General features: G+C 72.8%; 17 protein-coding genes and 2 pseudogenes. 9 read left to right on the top strand and 10 right to left on the bottom strand.

Annotated features, from left to right (window positions below; all coding sequences use genetic code 11):
* Positions 1–69 precede the first annotated feature (69 nt).
* The gene (locus ABZ934_RS23020; protein WP_361316253.1) at positions 70–1,674 is read left to right on the top strand and encodes an NAD(P)/FAD-dependent oxidoreductase; all 1,605 of its coding nucleotides are present in this window, start codon (positions 70–72) and stop codon (positions 1,672–1,674) included.
* Here the strand turns inward: ABZ934_RS23020 and ABZ934_RS23015 are convergent.
* Positions 1,602–1,934: a hypothetical protein gene (locus ABZ934_RS23015; protein ID WP_361316250.1), complete on the bottom strand. Its 333-nt coding sequence runs from the start codon at positions 1,932–1,934 to the stop codon at positions 1,602–1,604. The genes ABZ934_RS23020 and ABZ934_RS23015 overlap by 73 nt on opposite strands.
* The gene (locus ABZ934_RS23010; protein ID WP_361316247.1) at positions 1,931–2,185 is read right to left on the bottom strand and encodes a hypothetical protein; all 255 of its coding nucleotides are present in this window, start codon (positions 2,183–2,185) and stop codon (positions 1,931–1,933) included. The genes ABZ934_RS23015 and ABZ934_RS23010 overlap by 4 nt, the downstream gene beginning before the upstream one ends.
* A gap of 441 nt (positions 2,186–2,626) precedes the next feature.
* Between ABZ934_RS23010 and katG the strand changes: the two genes are divergently transcribed.
* Positions 2,627–4,816, top strand: coding sequence for a catalase/peroxidase HPI (katG, locus tag ABZ934_RS23005; protein WP_361316245.1), 2,190 nt, complete (start codon positions 2,627–2,629; stop codon positions 4,814–4,816).
* Positions 4,817–4,969: 153 nt separating this feature from the next.
* The gene (gene thpR / locus ABZ934_RS23000; protein ID WP_361316242.1) at positions 4,970–5,554 is read left to right on the top strand and encodes an RNA 2',3'-cyclic phosphodiesterase; all 585 of its coding nucleotides are present in this window, start codon (positions 4,970–4,972) and stop codon (positions 5,552–5,554) included.
* A gap of 30 nt (positions 5,555–5,584) precedes the next feature.
* Here thpR and ABZ934_RS22995 read toward each other — a convergent pair whose 3' ends face one another.
* Entirely contained in the window at positions 5,585–6,220 is a 636-nt protein-coding gene (locus ABZ934_RS22995) for a hypothetical protein (protein ID WP_361316239.1), read from the bottom strand.
* A 109-nt stretch (positions 6,221–6,329) separates the two neighbouring features.
* Positions 6,330–6,776: pseudogene (locus ABZ934_RS22990) on the bottom strand (erythromycin esterase family protein); the annotation flags it as partial.
* An 8-nt stretch (positions 6,777–6,784) separates the two neighbouring features.
* Here ABZ934_RS22990 and ABZ934_RS22985 point away from each other — a divergent pair.
* Positions 6,785–7,090: pseudogene (locus ABZ934_RS22985) on the top strand (MerR family transcriptional regulator); the annotation flags it as partial.
* 247 nt (positions 7,091–7,337) lie between these two features.
* Here ABZ934_RS22985 and ABZ934_RS22980 read toward each other — a convergent pair.
* A complete protein-coding gene (locus ABZ934_RS22980) occupies positions 7,338–9,179 on the bottom strand; it encodes a protein kinase (RefSeq protein ID WP_361316237.1) in 1,842 nt (613 codons plus the stop codon).
* 138 nt (positions 9,180–9,317) lie between these two features.
* Between ABZ934_RS22980 and ABZ934_RS22975 the strand changes: the two genes are divergently transcribed.
* Positions 9,318–10,346 (top strand): S66 peptidase family protein, encoded by a 1,029-nt coding sequence (locus tag ABZ934_RS22975; protein WP_361316234.1) that lies wholly within the window; start codon positions 9,318–9,320, stop codon positions 10,344–10,346.
* Between the two features lie 54 nt (positions 10,347–10,400).
* On the opposite strand, the gene ABZ934_RS22970 is transcribed toward ABZ934_RS22975, so the two are convergent.
* Complete coding sequence (locus ABZ934_RS22970; protein ID WP_361316232.1) at positions 10,401–10,901, bottom strand: MarR family winged helix-turn-helix transcriptional regulator; 501 nt, start codon at positions 10,899–10,901, stop codon at positions 10,401–10,403.
* A gap of 108 nt (positions 10,902–11,009) precedes the next feature.
* On the opposite strand from ABZ934_RS22970, the gene ABZ934_RS22965 reads away from it, so the two are divergent.
* Positions 11,010–11,591, top strand: coding sequence for a quercetin 2,3-dioxygenase (locus ABZ934_RS22965; protein ID WP_361316230.1), 582 nt, complete (start codon positions 11,010–11,012; stop codon positions 11,589–11,591).
* Positions 11,592–11,756: 165 nt separating this feature from the next.
* Positions 11,757–12,152: a hypothetical protein gene (locus tag ABZ934_RS22960; protein ID WP_361316228.1), complete on the top strand. Its 396-nt coding sequence runs from the start codon at positions 11,757–11,759 to the stop codon at positions 12,150–12,152.
* Positions 12,153–12,180: 28 nt separating this feature from the next.
* Here ABZ934_RS22960 and ABZ934_RS22955 read toward each other — a convergent pair whose 3' ends face one another.
* The 4 genes from ABZ934_RS22955 to ABZ934_RS22940 form a co-directional block, all read right to left on the bottom strand.
* A complete protein-coding gene (locus ABZ934_RS22955) occupies positions 12,181–14,364 on the bottom strand; it encodes a prolyl oligopeptidase family serine peptidase (RefSeq protein WP_361316225.1) in 2,184 nt (727 codons plus the stop codon).
* Between the two features lie 36 nt (positions 14,365–14,400).
* On the bottom strand, positions 14,401–16,188 hold the full coding sequence (locus ABZ934_RS22950; protein ID WP_361316223.1) for an N-acetylglutaminylglutamine amidotransferase: 1,788 nt from the start codon (positions 16,186–16,188) through the stop codon (positions 14,401–14,403).
* A 228-nt stretch (positions 16,189–16,416) separates the two neighbouring features.
* Positions 16,417–16,785, bottom strand: coding sequence for a VOC family protein (locus ABZ934_RS22945; protein WP_361316220.1), 369 nt, complete (start codon positions 16,783–16,785; stop codon positions 16,417–16,419).
* A 62-nt stretch (positions 16,786–16,847) separates the two neighbouring features.
* Positions 16,848–17,498, bottom strand: a complete 651-nt coding sequence (locus ABZ934_RS22940) for an HAD family hydrolase (RefSeq protein WP_361316217.1) — start codon at positions 17,496–17,498, stop codon at positions 16,848–16,850.
* Between the two features lie 217 nt (positions 17,499–17,715).
* Here ABZ934_RS22940 and ABZ934_RS22935 point away from each other — a divergent pair, with 217 nt between their 5' ends.
* A complete protein-coding gene (locus tag ABZ934_RS22935; RefSeq protein ID WP_361316214.1) occupies positions 17,716–18,633 on the top strand; it encodes a methyltransferase domain-containing protein in 918 nt (305 codons plus the stop codon).
* Positions 18,630–19,727, top strand: a complete 1,098-nt coding sequence (locus ABZ934_RS22930; protein ID WP_361316212.1) for a hypothetical protein — start codon at positions 18,630–18,632, stop codon at positions 19,725–19,727. Before ABZ934_RS22935 ends, ABZ934_RS22930 begins: the two co-directional genes overlap by 4 nt.
* The last annotated feature ends 41 nt before the right edge of the window (positions 19,728–19,768 follow it).

Genomic DNA, 19,768 nt, shown 5'->3' with positions numbered 1-19,768 from the left:
ACATCGGTGGTTCGCGCGCACGGGCGGTGATCCGGGGCACGGCGCCGCCGGCGCGGCCGGAAGAGCGCGGTGATCCCCGCACAGGGCGGCCGGCGCCCGCGGGACGTGCGGGTGGTGGTCGTCGGGGCGGGGTTCTCGGGGCTCGGCGCCGCCATCCGACTGCGTGAGGCCGGGTTCCGCGACGTGTTGGTGCTGGAGAAGGCGGACCGGCCGGGCGGAACGTGGCGGGAGAACACATATCCGGGCTGCGCCTGCGACGTGCCCTCGACGTTGTACAGCTACTCCTTCGCCCCCCACACGGCCTGGAGCCGTATGTTCGCCGGACAGGAGGAGATCCGCAGGTACCTCGCCACCACGGCCGAGCGGTACGGGTTGGCCGAAGTGCTGCGCACCGGTGTCCAGGTGTACGGAGCCCGTTGGGACGCGGGCACCGCCCGCTGGTCGCTCGATACCAGCGACGGTCCCTACCGCGCCGCGGTCCTGGTCATGGCCACCGGCCCGTGGCACGTCCCGCGTCCGTTGGACGTACCGGGGCTCGACGCGTTCGCCGGGCCCGTGCTCCACACCGCCCGTTGGGACGACGGCGTCGACCTGACCGGAAAGCGGGTGGCCGTGGTCGGCAGCGGTGCCTCGGCCGTGCAGGTCGTACCCGCCGTCGCCGACCGGGCGGCTGCCGTGCACCTCTTCCAACGCACCGCCCAGTGGGTCCTGCCCAAACCCGACCTGCCGCTGCCCCCGGCGTTCCACCGGGCCGTGGGCCGCCTCCCCGGCGCCCGACGGGGCCTGCGCGCCTCCCAGTACGCCCTACAGGAAGGCATCGGCTACGCCTTCCGTCATCCCCGGCTCGCCCTCCTCATCGAGGCGGCGGCCCGCGCGCACCTGCGACTCGCCGTCGCCGACCCGCGGCTGCGCCGGGCCCTCACACCCGTTTACCGGCTCGGATGCAAGCGCCTGCTCACCTCCAGCACCTACTACCCGACCCTGGGCAGGTCGCACGTCCACCTGCACGCCACGGCGGTGGGCGCCGTACGCGGCAACACCGTCGTCGGCGCCGACGGGACGCTCGTCGAGGCGGACGTCCTCGTCACCGCCACGGGTTTCCGCGTCGGTGACATGCCGCTGTCCCGGACCCTGTGCGGCGTGGAGGGCCGGACCCTGCACGATGTCTGGGACGGTGAACCGCAGGCATACCTCGGCACCACCGTCAGCGGCTTCCCCAACCTCTTCCTGCTCCTGGGCCCCAACCTGCTGGGCGGCTCCACCTCGGCCATCACCGTGTTGGAGGCCCAGCTCGACCACCTCACCGCGGCCCTTGCCCACCTCGACCGGAGCGGCGACGGGGCGCTGGAGGTACGGCCCGCCGTTCAGGCGACCCACAACAGCGCCGTGCAGGAGGCGCTGGCGACGACCGTCTACAACACCGGCGGCTGCACCAGCTATTACCTCACCCCCAGCGGACGCAACACCTTCGCCTGGCCTTGGTCCACCCCGCGCCTCACGCGCCGGCTCCGGCACTTCGACCCCGCCTCCTACACCTGGTCCGCACCAGCCCGACCGCGGACCGCTCCTGCTGTTCCCGCCCCCGCTGTCGCCGCGCCTGCTCAGGAGTCCCGGGCCACCGGGACGACCGGGTCGCCGACGCGCACGGTGCCGGGCTCCAGGACGTCCGGGTAGACGCCGAGGTACGACAGCCGGCCCGGGTCGAACAGGGGTATCCGGTGGTCGCGGGCGACGGCCCGCATGAGGGCGGGCTCCGGGGGCAGTTCGTCGTGCCGGAGGGTGGGGACCACGCACCGGGGCGTGGGCACCACGACGCGGAAGAGGGCTTCGCCGACGCGCAGGTGCGCACCGGTCCAGGCGTCTTCGGGGTGTCCGCAGCTCGTCGGGCGTCTCCACGACGAGGTCGGGGCGGAAGCGGCGGGCGTCGGCGTCACCGGTGGGGTGTGCGGCTCGGCAGCCGTGCCAGGGCGGAGGTCGTGAGGAGGTGGATCGTTCCGAAGTCGAAGAACGTCCCCGGCGCGACATGACCGGAGGTGATCGTCGCCCCGGTGGCGTGCGCGGACGCGCTGCCGCGCATGCCGTCCGGGATTCCGCCCTCGCACTCGGGCAAGGCCCGCTCCAGGACGGCGCCGTGCCGGGGCGGTGTCCGCGACAAGGCGACGTCCCGGCCCGGCAGCGTGGACAACCTGTGGTCCAGCTCGGGGTGCCCCGGCGGCCAGGACGGCGCCGTCCGGCAGTTCGACCTCGACCGTGCCGGTCCCGGTCAACCGGCTGCGACAGCGCAGGAGCGGGCCCCATTTCCGGGGGTGCTTGGCGCTCGCGACAGCGCCCGTCCCGTCGAGCGCGGCGGCCACCCGGTCTCCGTGTAGCCCCTTCTGCGGGCCCGGCCTGAGGAACAGCCGGTGAGCGGCCGTGTCGAGCGGGTGGTGAACGTCACCGGTGCGTGAGGATGGGTCTCTCGCCGGCCGGTCCAGCCCCCGCGTTGACCGCCGCGGGTCGGGTGAGGCGTTTCCAGCTGGCGGGGCTCCGTGGCGCGCGGGTCGCATTGCTCGCGACCGGCAGGGCACCCGACGTCACGAGCATGCAGCCAGCAGAAGGAAACACCGACACAGGAAGAAGGACGGACGTGTCCGGCAGCGAAAGCGAGAACCCGGTAATCCCCTCCCCGACGCCCGCGCCGAGTCGACCCAGGTCGAACCGGGACTGGTGGCCGAACCAGCTGGACCTTCAAGTGCTCCACCAGCACTCGCCCCGCTCCAATCCGATGGACGAGGACTTCGACTACGCGCGGGAGTTCGCGACGCTCGACGTCGACGCCCTGAAGCGGGACGTCTTCGACGTGATGACGGCGTCCCAGGACTGGTGGCCCGCCGACTACGGCCACTACGGTCCGCTGTTCATCCGCATGAGCTGGCACTCGGCGGGGACGTACCGCATCGCCGACGGACGGGGCGGTGGCGGCGCGGGCGCCCAGCGCTTCGCCCCCCTCAACAGTTGGCCGGACAACGCCAGCCTCGACAAGGCCCGCCGTCTGCTGTGGCCGGTCAAGCAGAAGTACGGCCGGAAGATCTCGTGGGCCGACCTGCTGGTCTTCGCCGGCAACTGCGCGATGGAGTCGATGGGGTTCAAGACCTTCGGGTTCGGCTTCGGGCGCGAGGACGTCTGGGAACCCGAGGAGATCTTCTGGGGGCCGGAGGACACCTGGCTCGGCGACGAGCGCTACAGCGGCGACCGGGAACTCTCCGGTCCGCTGGGCGCCGTGCAGATGGGGTTGATCTACGTCAATCCGGAGGGCCCCAACGGCAACCCGGACCCGATGGCCGCCGCCCGGGACATCCGCGAGACGTTCGGGCGCATGGCCATGAACGACGAGGAGACGGCCGCGCTCATCATCGGCGGCCATACCTTCGGCAAGTGCCACGGCGCGGTCGGCGCCGAGTACATCGGCCCGGAGCCCGAGGCGTGCCCCATCGAGCAGCAAGGTCTCGGCTGGAAGAACACGTACGGCAGCGGCAAGGGCGCCGACGCGCTGACCAGCGGGCTGGAGGGGGCCTGGACGAACGAACCCACGAAGTGGGACAACGGGTACCTGGACAACCTGTTCGGCTACGACTGGGAACTGACGACCAGCCCCGCCGGCGCCAAGCAGTGGACCCCGAAGGACCCCGCGGCGCGGGACACGGTGCCCGACGCGCACGATCCGTCGAAGCGGCACGCTCCCATGATGCTGACGACGGACCTGGCGCTGAAGGTGGATCCGATCTACGGGCCGATCGCCAAGCGCTTCCACGAGAACCCGGAGGAGCTCGCGGAGGCGTTCGCCAAGGCGTGGTACAAGCTGCTGCACCGCGACATGGGTCCCGTGTCGCGGTACCTCGGCCCGTGGATCCCCGAGCCGCAGCCGTGGCAGGACCCCGTCCCCGAGGTCGATCACGAACTGGTCGGGAACGAGGACATCGCCGCCCTCAAGCGCACGATCCTCGCCTCGGGGCTGTCCGTCTCCCAACTCGTCGCCACGGCGTGGGCGTCGGCGGCGAGCTTCCGCGGCACCGACAAGCGTGGTGGGGCCAACGGTGCGCGGATCCGGCTGGAGCCGCAGAGGTCGTGGGAGGCCAACGACCTGCCCGAGGTGACCGAGACACTGGAGGCGCTGGAGCGGATCCGGCAGGACTTCGACAGCGCGCAGACCGGCGGGGTGCGGGTGTCGCTCGCCGACCTGATCGTCCTGGGCGGCTGCGCGGCCGTGGAGCGCGCCGCCAAGGACGCCGGGCACGACGTCACGGTGCCGTTCACACCGGGACGTACGGACGCCTCGCAGGAGCAGACCGACGTGGAGTCGTTCGCCGTGCTCGAACCGAGGGCGGACGGGTTCCGCAACCACCTCAAGGCGGGAGAGAAGCTCTCGCCTGAGACGCTTCTGCTGGACCGCGCCAACCTGCTGACCCTGACCGCTCCCGAGATGACGGCTCTGGTCGGCGGCATGCGGGCCCTCGACGCCAATGTCGGCCGGTCGCCCCACGGGGTGTTCACCCGGCGGCCGGGGACGCTGACCAACGACTTCTTCGTCAACCTGCTCGACTTGGGCACGGAGTGGAAGGCGTCGGAGTCGGCGGAGAACGTCTTCGAGGGCCGGGACCGTGGCACGGGCGAGGCGAAGTGGACCGCCACCGCCGTCGACCTCATCTTCGGTTCGCACTCCCAGCTCCGGGCCACCGCGGAGGTCTACGCGTGCCAGGACGGTGGGGAGAAGTTCGTACGTGACTTCGTGAGGGCCTGGGACAAGGTCATGAACCTCGACCGGTTCGACCTCGGCTGATCGCACGCCCGGCGAGCCGCCCCGGGTGAACCGCCTCGGGCGCTCCGGCGGTGCGGGTCGGTCGTTCCTCGGCCGACCCGGACCGCCGGCCGCCGGCCGGATGTCCGGGTGCGCTGTGAACGACCCGGTCGGCGGTGGTGTACTAAGTCCTTCGTGAAGGAACAGACCCCCGCCTCGACCGTCCGCGTGTTCATAGCACTCGCCCCGCCCGACGACGCCAAGGAAGAGCTGGCTCGCGAACTGGCGCCCGCCTACGAGGCATACCCCCGCATGCGGTGGAACCGCATCGAGGACTGGCACATCACCCTGGCGTTCCTCGGTGAGCTTCCCGTCGCCACCGTTCCGCTCCTGCGGCCCCGGCTCGCGGAACTCGCGGCCCGCGGCCGACCGGTGGAACTGGCGCTGCGGGGCGGCGGCCACTTCGACGAGCGCGTGCTGTGGAGCGGACTCGAAGGCGACCTCGAAGGACTACACCGCCTCACCGGAGAAGTCCGGCGCGTAATCAAGGAGTGCGGCATCCCCTTCGAGGACCGGCCGCTGCGCCCCCATCTGACCCTGGCCCGGTCGCGGCGCGACGACCCGTCCAGTGTGGTGAAGGCCGCCGGCGCACTCGCCGCGTTCACCGGCCGGCCATGGCGCGCCGAGCGCCTGCACCTCGTCGGCAGCAACATCGGCCGCGGCCCGGGACCGATCCACTACCGCGACATCGAGGCGTGGGACTTCCGCGGCGGGCGGTGACGGCCGGTGGAACGCGGCAGGGGCAAAGGCTCAAGGCGGTCCGGGACCCGGTGCCCCGGCCCCGGACCGTTCGACCGTGGAGACGACCCGTACCAGCGCCGGTGCGGCGGGGGCCGAGCCGAATCCGAAGCGCAGGGGCGGGGTGACCGGGGCGAGCGGACCGAGGTCGGCCCCGTCCAGGCTCGCGGTGGCCAGGGCGATCGGCCGTAGGTCGCGGGCCGCGTACCACTGGCGGCACCCGGGACGCGAGCTGCCCCGGGTCCGTACGCCCGGCAGCAGGCGGGCCGGCACGGCGGCCAGGGTCGCCCATGCCGGGCTGCGCGCGAGTGTGGGTGGGACCGCCCGCAGGGCGAGCCCGAGGACTCCCCTGGGGGCGACGGCGAAGCGCAGGGCCAGCGGCCCCGCGGTGACGTCCCATGCGGAGTCCGGCGTGTGCACCGTCACCGGCACGATGCGGACCTCGTCGAAGTGGTAGAGGCCCGCGATGTAGTCCGCGATGCGATCGGTGGGCGCCAGCAGCATCCGGTGCCCGTCGGCGCCCTCCAGCATCACGTCGCTGAACGGTCCGAAGGGCGAGCGGAGCCAGTGGCCGACGACCACACGGGTGCCGGACCCCGTTCCGACGGCGGCGATCCAACCGTCGAACGTCTGCCGCTCACCTCTCACTCCCGTCGTATGCCCGGGTGGGCACGGAGCAAGCGCGGCGTGCGGGACGTGGGGGCAGAGCGGGGCGAGGCGGGCGGGTCAGGGACCGCCGGTCCTCGGTGTCCGGCCTTCACCGCACCTGTGGGACGTCCTTGACGAACACGATCCCGTCGCTGTCCGCGAGATGGGCCGGGTCGAACGGGGCGTAGCCGAACCAGGGGGACACGCGGGCCGCGGGGGGCGTGTCGCCGAGGGCGGTGGCCAACCGGGAGGCGTCGATGACGGAGCGGTCCCGCGGGAGCCGGTAGAGGAGTCCTTCGACGGTGTCCGACGGCGGGGTGTCCACGCCCCGGTGCCGGATCGTGCCGAGGGCGGTGGCGACGAAGGCGTACTCCCCGCCGAGTCGGGCGTTCACGAGCGCACCGGCGCTCCACCACTCCAGCGGCGTCCCGCCCATCCGCATCGTGCTCTTCTCCCGCTGCAGATGGGCGTTGTGGGCGTGGACGAGTGTGGGGCCCCGTTCGGCGAGGGCGAGAAGGGTGTCGGCCATCATCAGGTCCCGCAGACCCACCAGCCGGGCTCGCGATCCGGCCGGCGACGCTGCGCGCATGGGAGCGGGCCGGGCTGGTACGGCCCCGGCGCGACCCGCTGACCGGGTACCGCGTCTACGACGAGGCGGACGTACGGGACGCCCGGCTGGCGCACCAGCTCAGGCGGGGCGGCTATCCGCTGGACCGGATCGCCCCGCTGATCGCCCAAGTGCGGTCGGCCGGTGGTCTGAAGCCGCTGGCGGCCGCGCTGAGCGACTGGCACGGCCGGCTGTCCGCCCGCGGGCGGGCGATGCTGGCGGGCGCCGCGGAGCTGGAGGCGTACCTCCGCGCCCGCGGCTGAGACCGGGAGTCGGAGCGCGGCGGTCCCCCACGTTCTCGTCGCCGGTCTCCGCCGTACGGGTGGCCGTCGTGCGCACGGGCGCCCCCCACGACCATGTCATCGCCCAGCCGGTACACGGCGGTGACCGTCCCACCGGACGGTCACCGCTCCACCGGCAACCCCGCCCACCGCGGGAGCTGCCCGGCGATCGACCGTCGTACGAGCCGGTCGTCCGTGGGGTGCGTACCGGGGTGCATCCGCCGTGCGCTCAACTCTGCGTCCAGCGTTGGGACGCCTCTCCGGCGCAGGTGGAGGTGACCAGGCCGCTGCTCATGCCCAGGTCGAGGCAGCCGCCGCCGTACTCGCTGCGGAGGCTGCCGCCCGAGCCCGAGCGCCATATCGGGGTGGCGCTCTGGGCGCAGTCGCCGACGAAGACGGCTTGGCCCAGCCCGTTGGAGTAGAGGCAGCCGCCGCTCTGCTGGTTGACGAGCTTGAAGCCGCCGCCCGACACGCTCTTCACGGTCCAGCGGGCCGACGCGTCCGAGCAGTCGCCGCTGTCCGAGGAGCCGAAGACCTGGGTGATGCACCTGCCGTTGTCGCCGTTGCGGAAGCGGTGGGTGCCGGAGGCGGGGGGCGGTGCGGCGGGGGAGGTCGCGCCGCCGCCTCCGCCCGGGGTGCCACCGCCGCCCGGGGTTCCCGAGCCGTTCTGCGAGCCGGTGCCGGGGCCCGGCCCAGGGCCCTGGCCGGGTCCGGGTCCGGCGCCCGTGCCGGGCGCGGTGCCCCCGGCCACCCCGGTCTGGGCTCCGCCCGCGGCGCCCCCTTGCGCCGCGCCTTGCGCCGCGCCCTGGGCCGGGGACGCCCCCGGTGACGGCGTACCCGACGGACTGCCGCCCGGCGTCGTGGACGGTGGGACGGCCGAGGCCGGCACCGGGGCCGGGGCGGAGGCGGCCGGGTCGCCCTTCGCCTCGGCCTGGGGCGAGGTCGTGGCGGGCAGGTGCTGGATGACCAGTGTCGTGCCGCCCGCGACCATGACGACCGGGACGACGGCGAGGAGGACACGGGTCCGGCGCCGGTGCTCCCGCCGTTCCGGTCGCTCCGTGAGGGACCCGGGCGTGGGGGTCGGCTCGGCTTCCTTCACCGGCTCCGGGTCCGGCTTCCCACCGGCGAGCGGAAGCGTCGGTACGTCGACCTCCTGCACGTCCGCGGCGAAGGCGGCCCGCTCGGACAGGCGCTCGGTGACGGCCCCGGGCCACATCGGTTCGGCGAACGGGCCGTGCTCCGAGGCCCGTTCGAGGAGTTCGGCGGCGGTGGGACGGCCCTCCGGGTCCTTGTCCAGGCAGGCGGCGACCACCTCGGCGAGCTCCGGGTCGAGTTCCCGCAGCGGCTCCAGGTCGGGCTCCTCGTGCACGATGCGGTACAGCACGCCGTGCCCCGACTCGTCACCGAAGGGAGGCCGGCCGCAGGCCGCGTAGGCGAGTACCGAGCCCAGCGCGAAGACGTCGGTGGCGCCGCTCAACCGCTTCTTTCCCGAGGCTTGTTCGGGCGCCATGTACGCGGGCGTCCCCACGACCATGCCTGTCCTGGTGAGCTGGCTCTGTTCGGCGGCCCGGGCGACACCGAAGTCGATCAGGGTGAGGCCGTCGAGGGTCAGCATGACGTTGGACGGCTTGATGTCGCGGTGCACCATGTCCAGCGCGTGCACCGACGCCAGACCCGCCGCCGCCTCCCGCAGCAGCAGCCACAGCGCGGCGGCCGGCAGCGGGCCGCCGTGGACCTCGATGGCCTCCCGCAGCGTGATGCCGGGGATGTACGCGGTGGCGAACCACGGGGGCCGCGCGGTGCGGTCGCTGTCGATCAGCGGCGCGGTGGCCCGCGCCGGGAGTCGGGAGAGGTTGTCCAGTTCGTGGCCGAAGCGGCGTACGAAGTCCTCGTCCTCGCCGACGACGGAGGCGAGCAGTTGCTTGACGGCCACGTACCGACCCTCGTGGACCCCGAGGTACACCCGCCCCATACCGCCGGCTCCGAGCCGTCCCGCCAACGCGATCGACCCGATCCGTGGCGGATCCTCGGCCTCCAGCGGCTCGGCCCCGCTCCCCCTCAGCTGTAACACGTCAGCCCCGCTCGAATTGGAGTCAGTTTCCAGGAATCTACCCGATGGGTCCGACCCTGTGACTGCCGGCCGGAGCGCACCCTTGGCGACGCTCAAACCCGTTGGGGTACGGTCCGTTGACGTGCCAAAATCCGGCGCATGCCCGTTCGATACCCTCGCCCTTTGCGCCCCGGTGACCGCGTCGGAGTCACCTCTCCCTCCAGCGGGGTCGACGACAGGATGCGCGAGCGCCTCCAGGTGGCCGTCCGCGTGGTGGAGGCCCGCGGGTTCGAGGTGGTCATCGGACGGTGCATGGACGGGGCCGGGCACGCGAGCGCCTCCGCCGCCGAGCGGGCGGCGGAACTCATGGCGATGCTGACCGATCCCGACATCCGGGCGGTTGTGCCGCCGTGGGGCGGGGAGTTGGCGATCGACCTGCTGCCGCTGCTGGACTGGGATCGATTGCGCGGCGCCGAACCCACCTGGGTCGTGGGGTTCTCCGACCTGTCGACCATCATGACCCCGCTGACCCTTCTCACCGGCGCTGCGACCCTTCACGGCAACAACCTGATGGACACGCCCTACCGGGTGCCCGCCGGGTTGCTCTCGTGGCTCGACATCGTCGAGGCGCCCCGAGGGCACCGGTTCACGCAGGAACCCCCGGGCCGCCACAGGTCGACGGGCTGGGACGACTACGCCGCCCGGCCCGAGGTGCGTGAACACGTCCTCGACACCCCCGGAGGGTGGACGCGGTTGGACGGAACCGACGACGTGGAAGTCGAGGGCCGGCTGGTCGGGGGCTGTATCGAGACGCTGTGCAACCTCACCGGGACCGGATATCTCGACGTGTCCGCCTTCGCTCGGGCCGAGGCACCGGACGGGTTGCTGGTATATGTGGAGGCCGGCGGTGACGATGCCTTCCAGATCTGCCGCAACCTGCACGGCATGCGACTGGCCGGCGTCTTCGACGCGGCGAACGCGGTGCTCGTGGGTCGGACCCCGGCACCGGACGCGCCTTCGCTGTCCCAGCACGAGGCGGTGCTGGACGCGCTCGGCCCGCTGAAGGTGCCGATCGTCGCCGATGTGGAGTGCGGGCATCTCCCGCCGTACATGCCGATCGTCAACGGGGCGCACGGCCGCCTCATCCACACACCGACGCGGAGCGCACTCACCCAGACCCTGGTGTGACCGCCCGGCGGCCCCTCCCCAGTCGAGCTGATCGAGAACGGGGCCGTCACGGCCTCACCGCCCGGTGGGGCCGCCCTGCGCGGGGCCGGCGCCGGCCCCATCGTGCCCGGCGCCGGGCACGTCCACCAGGGGCGGCTCGCCCCAGTCGGCGGTCAGGGCCGCGCGCAGTGCGGTGGCGGGGGCGGCGCCGATGCGCTCGGTGAGGACGTCCTCGATCACGGCGATCGCGCCCAGCGCGCGCCGGTGGACGCGACCACCCTCGGCGGTGACGCGGACCAGGGTGCTACGGGCCGAGGCGGGGTCGGGCACCTGCTCCAGCAGCCCCATTCCGATCAGGCTGTGCACGGCCTGGTGGGCGGTCTGCCGGGTGACGCCGACCCGGCGGGCGAGTTCGGCGATGGAGGTGCCCTCGTCGTCCAGGACGGCGAAGACGGCGGCCTGGGCGGCGGTCACCGGCTGTTCGCCCGCGGCCCGCATAGCGGCGAGCAACGCGTCCTCGAACCAACGCTTGGCCCGGGTGAGCAACTGGGGCAGGTTCGCGGCGGACTCGCTCATGGCTCCTCTGACGGTGGGGGGCTTGAGCATAGCCATCCGGCCGAACCGGGTCCGAATCGTCAGGTAGCCTGACGATTGACATCGCTTCCCACCTCCGGAGGGTTTCCCGTGACGATGGAGTTCACCACCCGCTACCGCTCGCGCTCGCGCATCCCCGCCGAGCCGGACGTGCCCTACTTCATAGAGAAGGGCATGGGCGACCGCGCCCATCTGATCACCGATCTGGTCACCGTCTACGCCGGCGGCGAGCAGACGGAGAACAGCTTCAACTTCTTCACCGTCGAAGGCCCCGAGGGCGAAGTGATCCCCACCCATACCCACGCGGACACGTATGAGGTCTTCTACGTCACCGACGGCGCGGTACGCCTCTTCGTCGAGGACCTCGAAGGCCGACAGCACGAAAAGCTGCTGACCGACGGCGACTTCGGTTTCGTACCGAAGAACTGCCCGCACGCCTACCGCATCGAGCGCCACCACAGCCGGGTCGTCGGCGTGGCCGCCGGTCCCGGCACCACCTTCGAGCGGTTCTTCGAAAACCTCGGCGCCCCGACCGAGGAGCTCGGACTCCCCCACCGGCCGGTCCTGCCCACCCCCGAAGCGTTCCGCGCCGCCGAGGAGGACTTCGACGTCCGCTACCTCCCCCAGCACCGCTGGCACACCGCGAGCCGGGCGGTGAACGGCAGCCGCTGACGACGACGGATCGACGGGCGGACCGGCCGTTGCGGTGAATTCGCGGAAGGGGCCGTGCCGACGGCGTGTCCGTGCGGAAGGGATGGCTCTGGGGTGCTATACGGCGCCCGTTCCATGCCCGCCGGTACGTCGTCGTGCCGGAGCGCGCGTAGAGGGAGTAGCACCATGTCGAGCCGACTCGTGGCCGCGGCCACCCTCATAGCCGCCGCGAGTGTCCTGGGGGCGTCCGCCGACACGGCCGCCGCCGACCGGGACACGGCCTGTGTGCAGACGACGCACCAGGACATCGCGCGGGTCAAGACCGTGGAAGACAACGGCGACGTGGTGGCCGCCGTGCGATCGGCCCGGCCGGTCGTGGCGGCGCACCCGCAGCCGGTCCGTGGCGGCGCCTGCCACCACGACGAGGAAGCCCCGTCGGGCGGCGCCGGAGGCGGTCGACGGTTGGCGGCCCGCGCGGGCGGCCTGAACGCCATTGGCGCGGTGGGTCTCGCCGGCGGCATCCTGGTGACGGCCGGAGTCACCCTGTGGCTGGCGCGCCGCCGCCCCACCGGCTTCCGCTAGTGCTGTCCAGTCGGCTCGCTCGTCGTCCCTACCGTGCCGAGCCGGCCTCGCCGGCGAGGTGTTCCTCCAGCCAGTCCGCCGCCGCCCGCCGGTAGAGGCGACGGTTGTCCGCCCGGAGGAACTCGTGCCCTTCGTTGCGCAAGGTGAGCAGCTCGGCCGGCACACCCCGGTCGCGCGCCGCGCGGACGAACTGCTCCGACTCCGTCGGGGGCACGTTCGTGTCGTGCTCGCCGTGGACGGCCAGTACGGGGGCGCGCAGCCGGTCGATGCGGCTCATCGGGGACAGGGTGCGCAGGAGGTCCAGGTCGCGCTCGGGGTGCCCGTACTTCGCCGCGGCCGACTGGGCGATCCACGGTTCGGTTCCGGCGAAGAAGGTGGCGAAGTCCGACATGCCGCAGACGGCGACGCCGGTCCGGAAGAGGTGGGGGTGCCAGACCAGGGAGGCCATGGTGAGGTAGCCGCCGTAGGAGCGGCCCATCACCGCCAGCCGCAGGGGGTCCGCGTACCCGCTGGCCACCGCGTGGGCGGCGCAGTCCGCGACGTCGTCGATGGCGGCGAACCGGCCCGTGCCGAGGTCGGCGTCGACGAAGGACCGCCCCCAGCCGGAGGAGCCGCGCACGTCGGGGGCGAACACGTCCATGCCCCGGCCGAGGAGTTCGTGGTAGAGCGGGCTGAACACGGGCCGCTCCTGTTCCTCCGGGCCGCCGTGGAGGTGGATCACGCACGGCGCCGGTCGGCCCGGGTCGCGTTCGGGCGCGCGGTAGTACCAGCCGCCGAGCACCAGCCCGTCCCGGGCCCGGCAGCGCAACGGCATCGGGCTGACGGGGGGCCGCCCGGGCGGCGCCGCGTCCTCGTCGCGAGCCGACCAGCCGGCGCGCAGAGGGGCGAAGCCGCTCGTCAGGTCCCAGATGCCCGGCCTGCGCCGGGAGCCGGCCAGGGCGGCGAACAGTCCGCCGCGGCCTACGGGTGCCATGCGGGTCACCACTTCGTGCGGCAGGGCCGTCCGGTGGGGCGGTCCGACGCCGTCGTCCGAGTCGGCGGCCGGGAGGGGGACGCTCTCCAGCTCGCTCGCGCCGTGCACGTTCCAGGCGAGCAGCGCCCATCCCCCGTGGTCGGGAAGGCTGAGCAGGTCGAGCGCCGTCTCCCGCCGCTCGGCGGCCACCGACAGGTCCCGGAGCACGCCGCGCTCGTCGAGCCGGGCCCGAAGGAGTGCGGCGAACTCGCGGTCGGCGTCGCTGCGCAACCACAGGACGCGCGAGTCGGCCGAGAGCCTGCCGATCCAGGGATCGCCGTCGGCGACGGGCAGGCGGAAGGTGGTGCGTCCGGAGGCCGTGTCGAGCAGGAGTGCCTCCCGGCGCCCGCGCGGCCCGCGCCGGAGCAGCACGAAGCGGCCTTCCGCACCGATGTCGCAGACTCGCAGGGAGGCGGCGCCCGGCTCGCCGAACAGCAGCACGGGGGCCCGTGTGCCGTCCGGGTCGAGGAGGTAGGCGGCCAGTCCCCCGCCCGGGGCCGCACCGCCGTCGACCGAGACCGGTGACGCCGGCGCCAGGCGGGGGAGGACGGTCGCGTACGGGGCCTCCGCGACGGGGGACGGCGGCCCGAGCAGGGTCGCGTGGCCGTCGCGTTCGGTCCAGGCCGCGCCGGACGGCGCGTCGGGTACGGGTGGGCCGGCGTCCTGCGTGAGGTGACCCGCGCCGCTGTGGGCCCCCGGGGCGGCGGACGGCTGGGCGACGGTGACGGCGAGCGCCGCCCCGTCCCTGGTCCAGCTTCCCAGGTGGGCCGAGGCGCCGGGTTCGGCGCCCGCGAGGATCCGGCGGCCGGTCCCGTCGGGGCGCACCACCAGGACGCGCGTGTGCTCACCGCCGCCGGGCGCGGAGGTGTACGCGATCCAGCGGCCGTCGGGCGACCAGGACACCTCGGTCACCGGGTCGGGGTCGGGGTCGAGGATGTGCGCCTCGTCGCCCCGGGCGGGACCGCTCCACAGTTGCGGCACGCCGGCGCGGTCGCAGATGTACGCCACGTGGTCGCCGCCGGGGTCGGTCGAGGGGTACCAGCACCCATGGGCGGTGAGCAGCGTCGGCGGGTCCGCCGCGCCGGTGTCCGCGAGGTGGACGGGCACCGGCGCGGCGGGGTGGCCCGGGGCCGGGCCCGGCGCCCACGCCTCGACGGGTGGTCGGTAACGGTGCTGACGTGCGGAGCTGTCCAGGGGCATGTCCGCCTCTTCGAGGGCTTCCGGGGCTGTCACCGTTCAGTGTGAGTCGATGCCGTGGGTCTGCAACCAGATCTCCAACGAGGCCACCTGCCACAGGGTGCTGCCTCCGCGTTTGCTGCGGTGGCGGGCGGGTTCCGCGAGCATCTCGGCCACCCGGCGCTGGTCGAAGAGACCGCGTCGGCGCGCTTCCGGCGCGGTCAGTGCCTCGCGTACGCGGCTGAGCACCGGCTCGGCCATGTGCCGGACAGCCGGTACGGGGAAGTACCCCTTGGGGCGGTCGACGACCTCGCGGGGCAGGACGCGCCGGCCCATGTCCTTGAGGACTCCCTTGCCGTCCTGGGCCAGCTTCAGCTCGGGGGGGCAGGCGGCGGCCAGTTCGACCAGCTCGTGATCCAGGAACGGCACCCGCGCCTCCAAGCCCCAGGCCATCGTCATGTTGTCGACCCGTTTGACCGGGTCGTCGGGCATCAGCGCGTGCACGTCCATGCGCAGCGCGGCGTCCAGCGCGCTCTGCGCGCCCGGGGCCGCCATGTGGGCGCGGACGTAATCCCGGGAGGCGTCGTGCCCGGGGGCCACGTCCGGGTGCAGCAGGGAGGCCACGTCGTCGTGCGGGCGGTCGAAGTAGACGTCCGCGTACGCGTCCGGCGCGTCGGGACGGGCGGCCTCGGCGATCGGCGGGTACCAGTGGTACCCGGCGAACACCTCGTCCGCGCCCTGGCCGCACAGCACCACCTTCACGTCCTTGGCGACCTGCTCGGCCAGCAGGTGGAACGCGACGGTGTCGTGGCTGACCATCGGCTCGCTCATGGCGCCGATGGCAGCCTCCAGGGCGGCCGGGAGCCGGTCGGAGGGAATCATGTACTGGTGGTGGTCGGTCGAGAACCGGCGGGCTACCAGGTCCGAGTACCGGAACTCGTCGCCGTCCTGCCCGTTCTCCGACTCGAAGCCCATGGCGAAGGTCGCCATGTCACCGTGGCCCTCCTCGGCGAGCAGGGCCACGATGAGGCTGGAGTCCAGTCCGCCGGAGAGCAGGACGCCCACGGGTACGTCCGCCACGGTGCGGCGGCGCACCGCCGTACGCAGGGCGTCGTGGACGGCTTCCCGCCAGCGCACCGGGTCGCTGCCCAGTTCGGGGCGGCGGGTGTACGAGGGCTGCCAGTAGCAGTGGTCGCGGTGCGTGCCGTCCCGCTCGACCACGCGGACGGTGGCGGGCGGCAGCTTGCGTACGCCGGACAGCACGGTCCGGGGCGCCGGCACCGTGCCGTGCCAGCTCAGGTACTGGTGGAGCGCCACCGGGTCGAAGGAGGTGTCCACACCGCCGCCTGCCAGCAGGGCGGGCAGCGTCGAGGCGAAACGGAGCCGGTCGCCGTCCTGGGTGAGGTAGAGGGGCTTGATGCCGAGCCGGTCACGGCCCAGCACCACGCGGCCGGTGTGGTGCTCCACCACCACGAAGGCGAACATGCCGACCAGGCGTTCGACGCACTCGTGTCCCCATTGGCCGTATGCCTTGAGGAGCACTTCCGTGTCGGAGTCGGAGAAGAACCGGTGCCCCAGCCCTTCGAGCCGTCCGCGCACCTCCCGGTAGTTGTAGACGCAACCGTTGAACACGCCCGTGAGGCCGAGCTGTGGATCGGTCATCGGCTGGGCGCCGCTCTCCGACAGGTCGATGATCTTCAAACGACGGTGGCCCAAGGCGACGGCGCCCTGCGACCAGGCGCCTCTGCCGTCCGGACCTCGGTCTTCCATCTCGTCTGTCATACGTTCGACCGCGGCGAGATCCGCCCGCCTGCCGTCGAAGCGCACTTCCCCGCTCAGGCCACACATGCGGAACCCCCCGCTCGACTCGCACCTCGGGGCCGCCGCGTCGCCGCGACCGCCCATCCGCCCGGGGTCCAGGCCACCTCCACCATGTACGTTCACTCCCGTTGTCCTGTCGGCCCGCGCCACGCGACCCGGGCCGAACAGGCGATCGACGTACCAGGCGCCTGCCCACCCGCGCGGCGGTTAAGCCCGTGTTCGATCTCCGCGCGGCACCAGGGCCTGGTCAGGGCATCAGGACCGGGTCAGGCAGAAGGGGTGACCGGCCGGATCCAGCAGGACCCGCCACCTGTCCTCGTCGGGTTGGTGCGCCGCCCTGGTCGCGCCCCACCTCAGCAGCAGGGCCTCGGCTCCCTCCAGGTCCTCGACCTGGAAGTCGAGGTGGATCTGCTGGGGCCCGGCCTGGTGGGGCCAGCGTGGGGCGACGTAGCCGTCGACGCGCTGGAAGCCGAGGAAGAGCCCGTCCTCGCGGGTCAGGCCGACGAAGTCCGCGTCGGACCGCTCGTGCGGTGCGAACCCCGTCGCCCGGTGGTAGAAGGCGGCCAACGCTTCGGGGTCGGCGCAGTCCAGGGTGATCGCGGTCAGCTTCATCAGCGGGGGCATGTAGATCCTCCTTCTCGTCGGACTCCGGTACATCGGGGACGGGTGTCCGGACCGGAGATCCCCTACAGCTCGGCGACGAGCCCGGGCAGCTTGCGCATGTCGTGGAAGACCACCGTGCCGTCGCCTTCGAGGCGCTCCGCCGGGGTCATGCCGCCCGCGTAGCCGAAGGCGCGCATCCCGGCGGCGCGGGCGGCCTGGACGCCGGGGCGACTGTCCTCCACGACCGCGCAGGCCGCCGGGTCCACGCCCATCTGTCGGGCGGCGTGCAGGAACAGGTCCGGCGCGGGCTTGCCGCGGGAGACCTCCGCGGCGCTGAAGACGCGGCCCGCGAAGCGTGCGTAGAGTCCGGTGCGGCCCAGGGTGTGGCGCATCTTGTCGTGGGAGCCGCTGGAGGCGACACACATCGGCAGTGTCAGCGCGTCGAGTGCCTCGGGCAGGCCTTCGACGGGGGTCAGCTCGGCCTCGACGGCTTCGCGGTGGAGCCGCTCGAACCGCTCCGACCAGATCGCAGCCGTTTCCCGACCGAGCCGCGCGGCGACCTGCTCGCCGATGTCGGCGTGGGAGCGGCCGATGAACCGGTCGATCACCTGTTGCTCGGTGAGCGGCCAGCCCAGCTCGGCGCCGAGGGCGACCTGGACCCGTACGGCGATGCGTTCGGTGTCGACGAGCACACCGTCGCAGTCGAATATCAGCAGTTCCACCGGCTTGATCATCCCGGCAGCATAGGTGTCCGCCGAGTGGATGGCGCTCCGGGGCGCTCCGGTCGACAACGTGCGTAGATCTGCTGATCTTTCCCACGGAGTGGGCTGACGGGAGAGCCGCGAGGTGCCACGATGATCCGTGCTTCAACAGTGTGCCGGTCGGGACGCGGTGAGAGCGGCGGCAGCGTGCCCGGGGACCGGCCCCAACCTACGAAAGGGCGGGCGTCCCATGCGCGTTACACCCCTCGTACCCTCACCCTTAGGCAGCGACCGCGACCCGTCCGCGGACGACCGGGTGCGGCTCTACTACAGCGGCAAGACCCAGGACATCCTCCAGAAGTACGGCCCGGGCCCACGTGTGCACTTCCATGTGGGGCTGTTCCCCGACGGCTCACCACCCCCCACCACCGTTCCCCAGGGCGTGTTGAAGCAGCACCTGCTCGCCGGGCAGGAGCGGATAGTCGAGCACGCGGCCCGCTCCTGGGGGGCGTACGAGACTCCGCCCCGGCGGGTCCTGGACATCGGCTGCGGCCTCGGCGGCACTTCCCTCTACTGGGCGCAGGAGCACGGCGCCTCGGTCACCGGCCTCACCGTCGCGGCCGAACACGTACCGCTCATCGGGAAGTTCGCCGGTGCGGCGGGGGTCGCGGACCGGGTGCGACCCGTCGTGGCCGATGTGCACGAGCTGCACGACTCCCATGCGTACGACGCCGTCTACGCCAACGAGAGCAGCGGCTACACCGATCGGACCCGGCTCTTCGAGGTCGTCGCCAAGGCGTTGGAGCCGGGAGGGTGGTTCGGCATCCAGGAGCATTTCGTGTGCCGCTCCGAGTGGCTCGACTTCATCGACGGCTACTACAGAACCCGCCTGGGCACGCACGCGGAGTACCTGGCGGCGGCCGAGGCGGCCGGCTTCGAGCTGGTGCAGGACGAGGACGTGACCGACTCGGTGGCTGAGTTCTGGGTGCAGTCCATGGCGTGGAACACCGCCGAACTCGACCGGCTCCGGGCGGGCGGTGATCCCGGTTCCTGGAGCGGGGAACGGCTCCAGCAGTCGACGATCGCGCACAGCAAGCTCTTCCGACTGTGGCGCGACCACGCGATGGAGACGCGGTTGCTGCGCTTCCGGATCGGGGGCGGCCGATGACGGCGCCCCCTCGTCCCTCCCGTATCGGGTCACGACTGCCCGCGTTCTACTGCCCCTTGGAGCGCGACCTCGTCCATCCCGAGGCGAAGGAGGTGGAGGCACGGGCGGTCGAGTGGGTGGACTCCTTCGGCCTGTACTCCGACGCGGTGGAGCGCGCGTGGGGTCTGGCCACCCACAGCGCCGACTTCACCTGCCGCATCATCCCCGAAGGGAAGGTGGAGGCCCTGCTGTTGTTCGCCGAGTGGAACTACTGGGCCAACGCGGTCGACGACTGGCAGGACTCGGGTTCCGATGACGTGGGGACGGGCCCCGTCGTGGAGCACGGCGTACGACTGCTGCGGACCATCGAGAATCCTGGGGCGTCGCTGCTGCCCGACGGTCCCATGACCCGCGCGCTGGTGGACCTCGTGACGCGCACGCACGCCATGCTCAGCCCCTTCGAGCTCCGCAGGTTCACCGAGGGGACCCGGGACTGGCTGCTCGGGGCGGCCTGGAGGGCCGCGCGGGCCGAGGCCGGGGGCATGCCGGGGGTGAACGACTTCGCCGCCATGGGGCCCTTGGCGAACGGCACGCGCTTCTCGCTCACCTGGTCGGACGTCGCACGCGGGGACCGGTTGCCGGCCGAGGTGCTCTATTCGCCCGCCTTGACGGCGCTCACCGACGCGGCGGGGTTCATCGTCAGTGCGGACAACGACCTGTTCTCCTACGACAAGGACGACCATCTGGAGCCGCTGGAGGTGAACCTCGTCAATGTCCTGGCCCACCGGGAAGGTTGTTCCCCCGCCGAGGCGGTACCGCTCGCGGTGGCCCTGCGTGACCGGGTGATGGTCCTCTTCACCACGCTCCGGGAGCGACTGCGGGAGGGGGCCGGCCCGGAACTGCGCCGTCACCTGGCGGCGTTGGACCACTACGTTGCCGGCTGCATCGCCTGGCAGAGCCGGGCGCCCCGGTACGCGAGTCCGCGCAACCGGTGCCAACTGCCCCTGCCGGACGCCGGCTTCGCGCTCCGGTACGCCGACGGCCCCAGCGTCGTCGGGGGCGAGCCGCCGGACCTGCCGGCCCTCGCCCCCTGGTGGCGGTGGGTGAGCGGCTGACGACGCCGCGAACGACGGGGCCCCGGCCACACCGGCCGGGG

This window comes from Streptomyces sp. NPDC046557 (genome assembly GCF_040645975.1).
Lineage (GTDB): Bacteria > Actinomycetota > Actinomycetes > Streptomycetales > Streptomycetaceae > Streptomyces.
The sequence above is the reverse complement of the archived record's forward strand: the minus strand, read 5'-3'. Positions and strand labels throughout refer to the sequence as shown.

What these genes read in the sequence shown, in the direction of transcription:
- ABZ934_RS22930 (WP_361316212.1), top strand. Translation starts at nt 18,630, where the DNA reads ATGACGGCGCCCCCTCGTCCCTCCCGTATCGGGTCACGACTGCCCGCG.
- ABZ934_RS22935 (WP_361316214.1), top strand. Translation starts at nt 17,716, where the DNA reads ATGCGCGTTACACCCCTCGTACCCTCACCCTTAGGCAGCGACCGCGAC.
- ABZ934_RS22940 (WP_361316217.1), bottom strand. Translation starts at nt 17,498, where the DNA reads ATGATCAAGCCGGTGGAACTGCTGATATTCGACTGCGACGGTGTGCTC.
- ABZ934_RS22945 (WP_361316220.1), bottom strand. Translation starts at nt 16,785, where the DNA reads ATGCCCCCGCTGATGAAGCTGACCGCGATCACCCTGGACTGCGCCGAC.
- ABZ934_RS22950 (WP_361316223.1), bottom strand. Translation starts at nt 16,188, where the DNA reads ATGTGTGGCCTGAGCGGGGAAGTGCGCTTCGACGGCAGGCGGGCGGAT.
- ABZ934_RS22955 (WP_361316225.1), bottom strand. Translation starts at nt 14,364, where the DNA reads ATGCCCCTGGACAGCTCCGCACGTCAGCACCGTTACCGACCACCCGTC.
- ABZ934_RS22975 (WP_361316234.1), top strand. Translation starts at nt 9,318, where the DNA reads ATGCCCGTTCGATACCCTCGCCCTTTGCGCCCCGGTGACCGCGTCGGA.
- ABZ934_RS22970 (WP_361316232.1), bottom strand. Translation starts at nt 10,901, where the DNA reads ATGAGCGAGTCCGCCGCGAACCTGCCCCAGTTGCTCACCCGGGCCAAG.
- ABZ934_RS22960 (WP_361316228.1), top strand. Translation starts at nt 11,757, where the DNA reads ATGTCGAGCCGACTCGTGGCCGCGGCCACCCTCATAGCCGCCGCGAGT.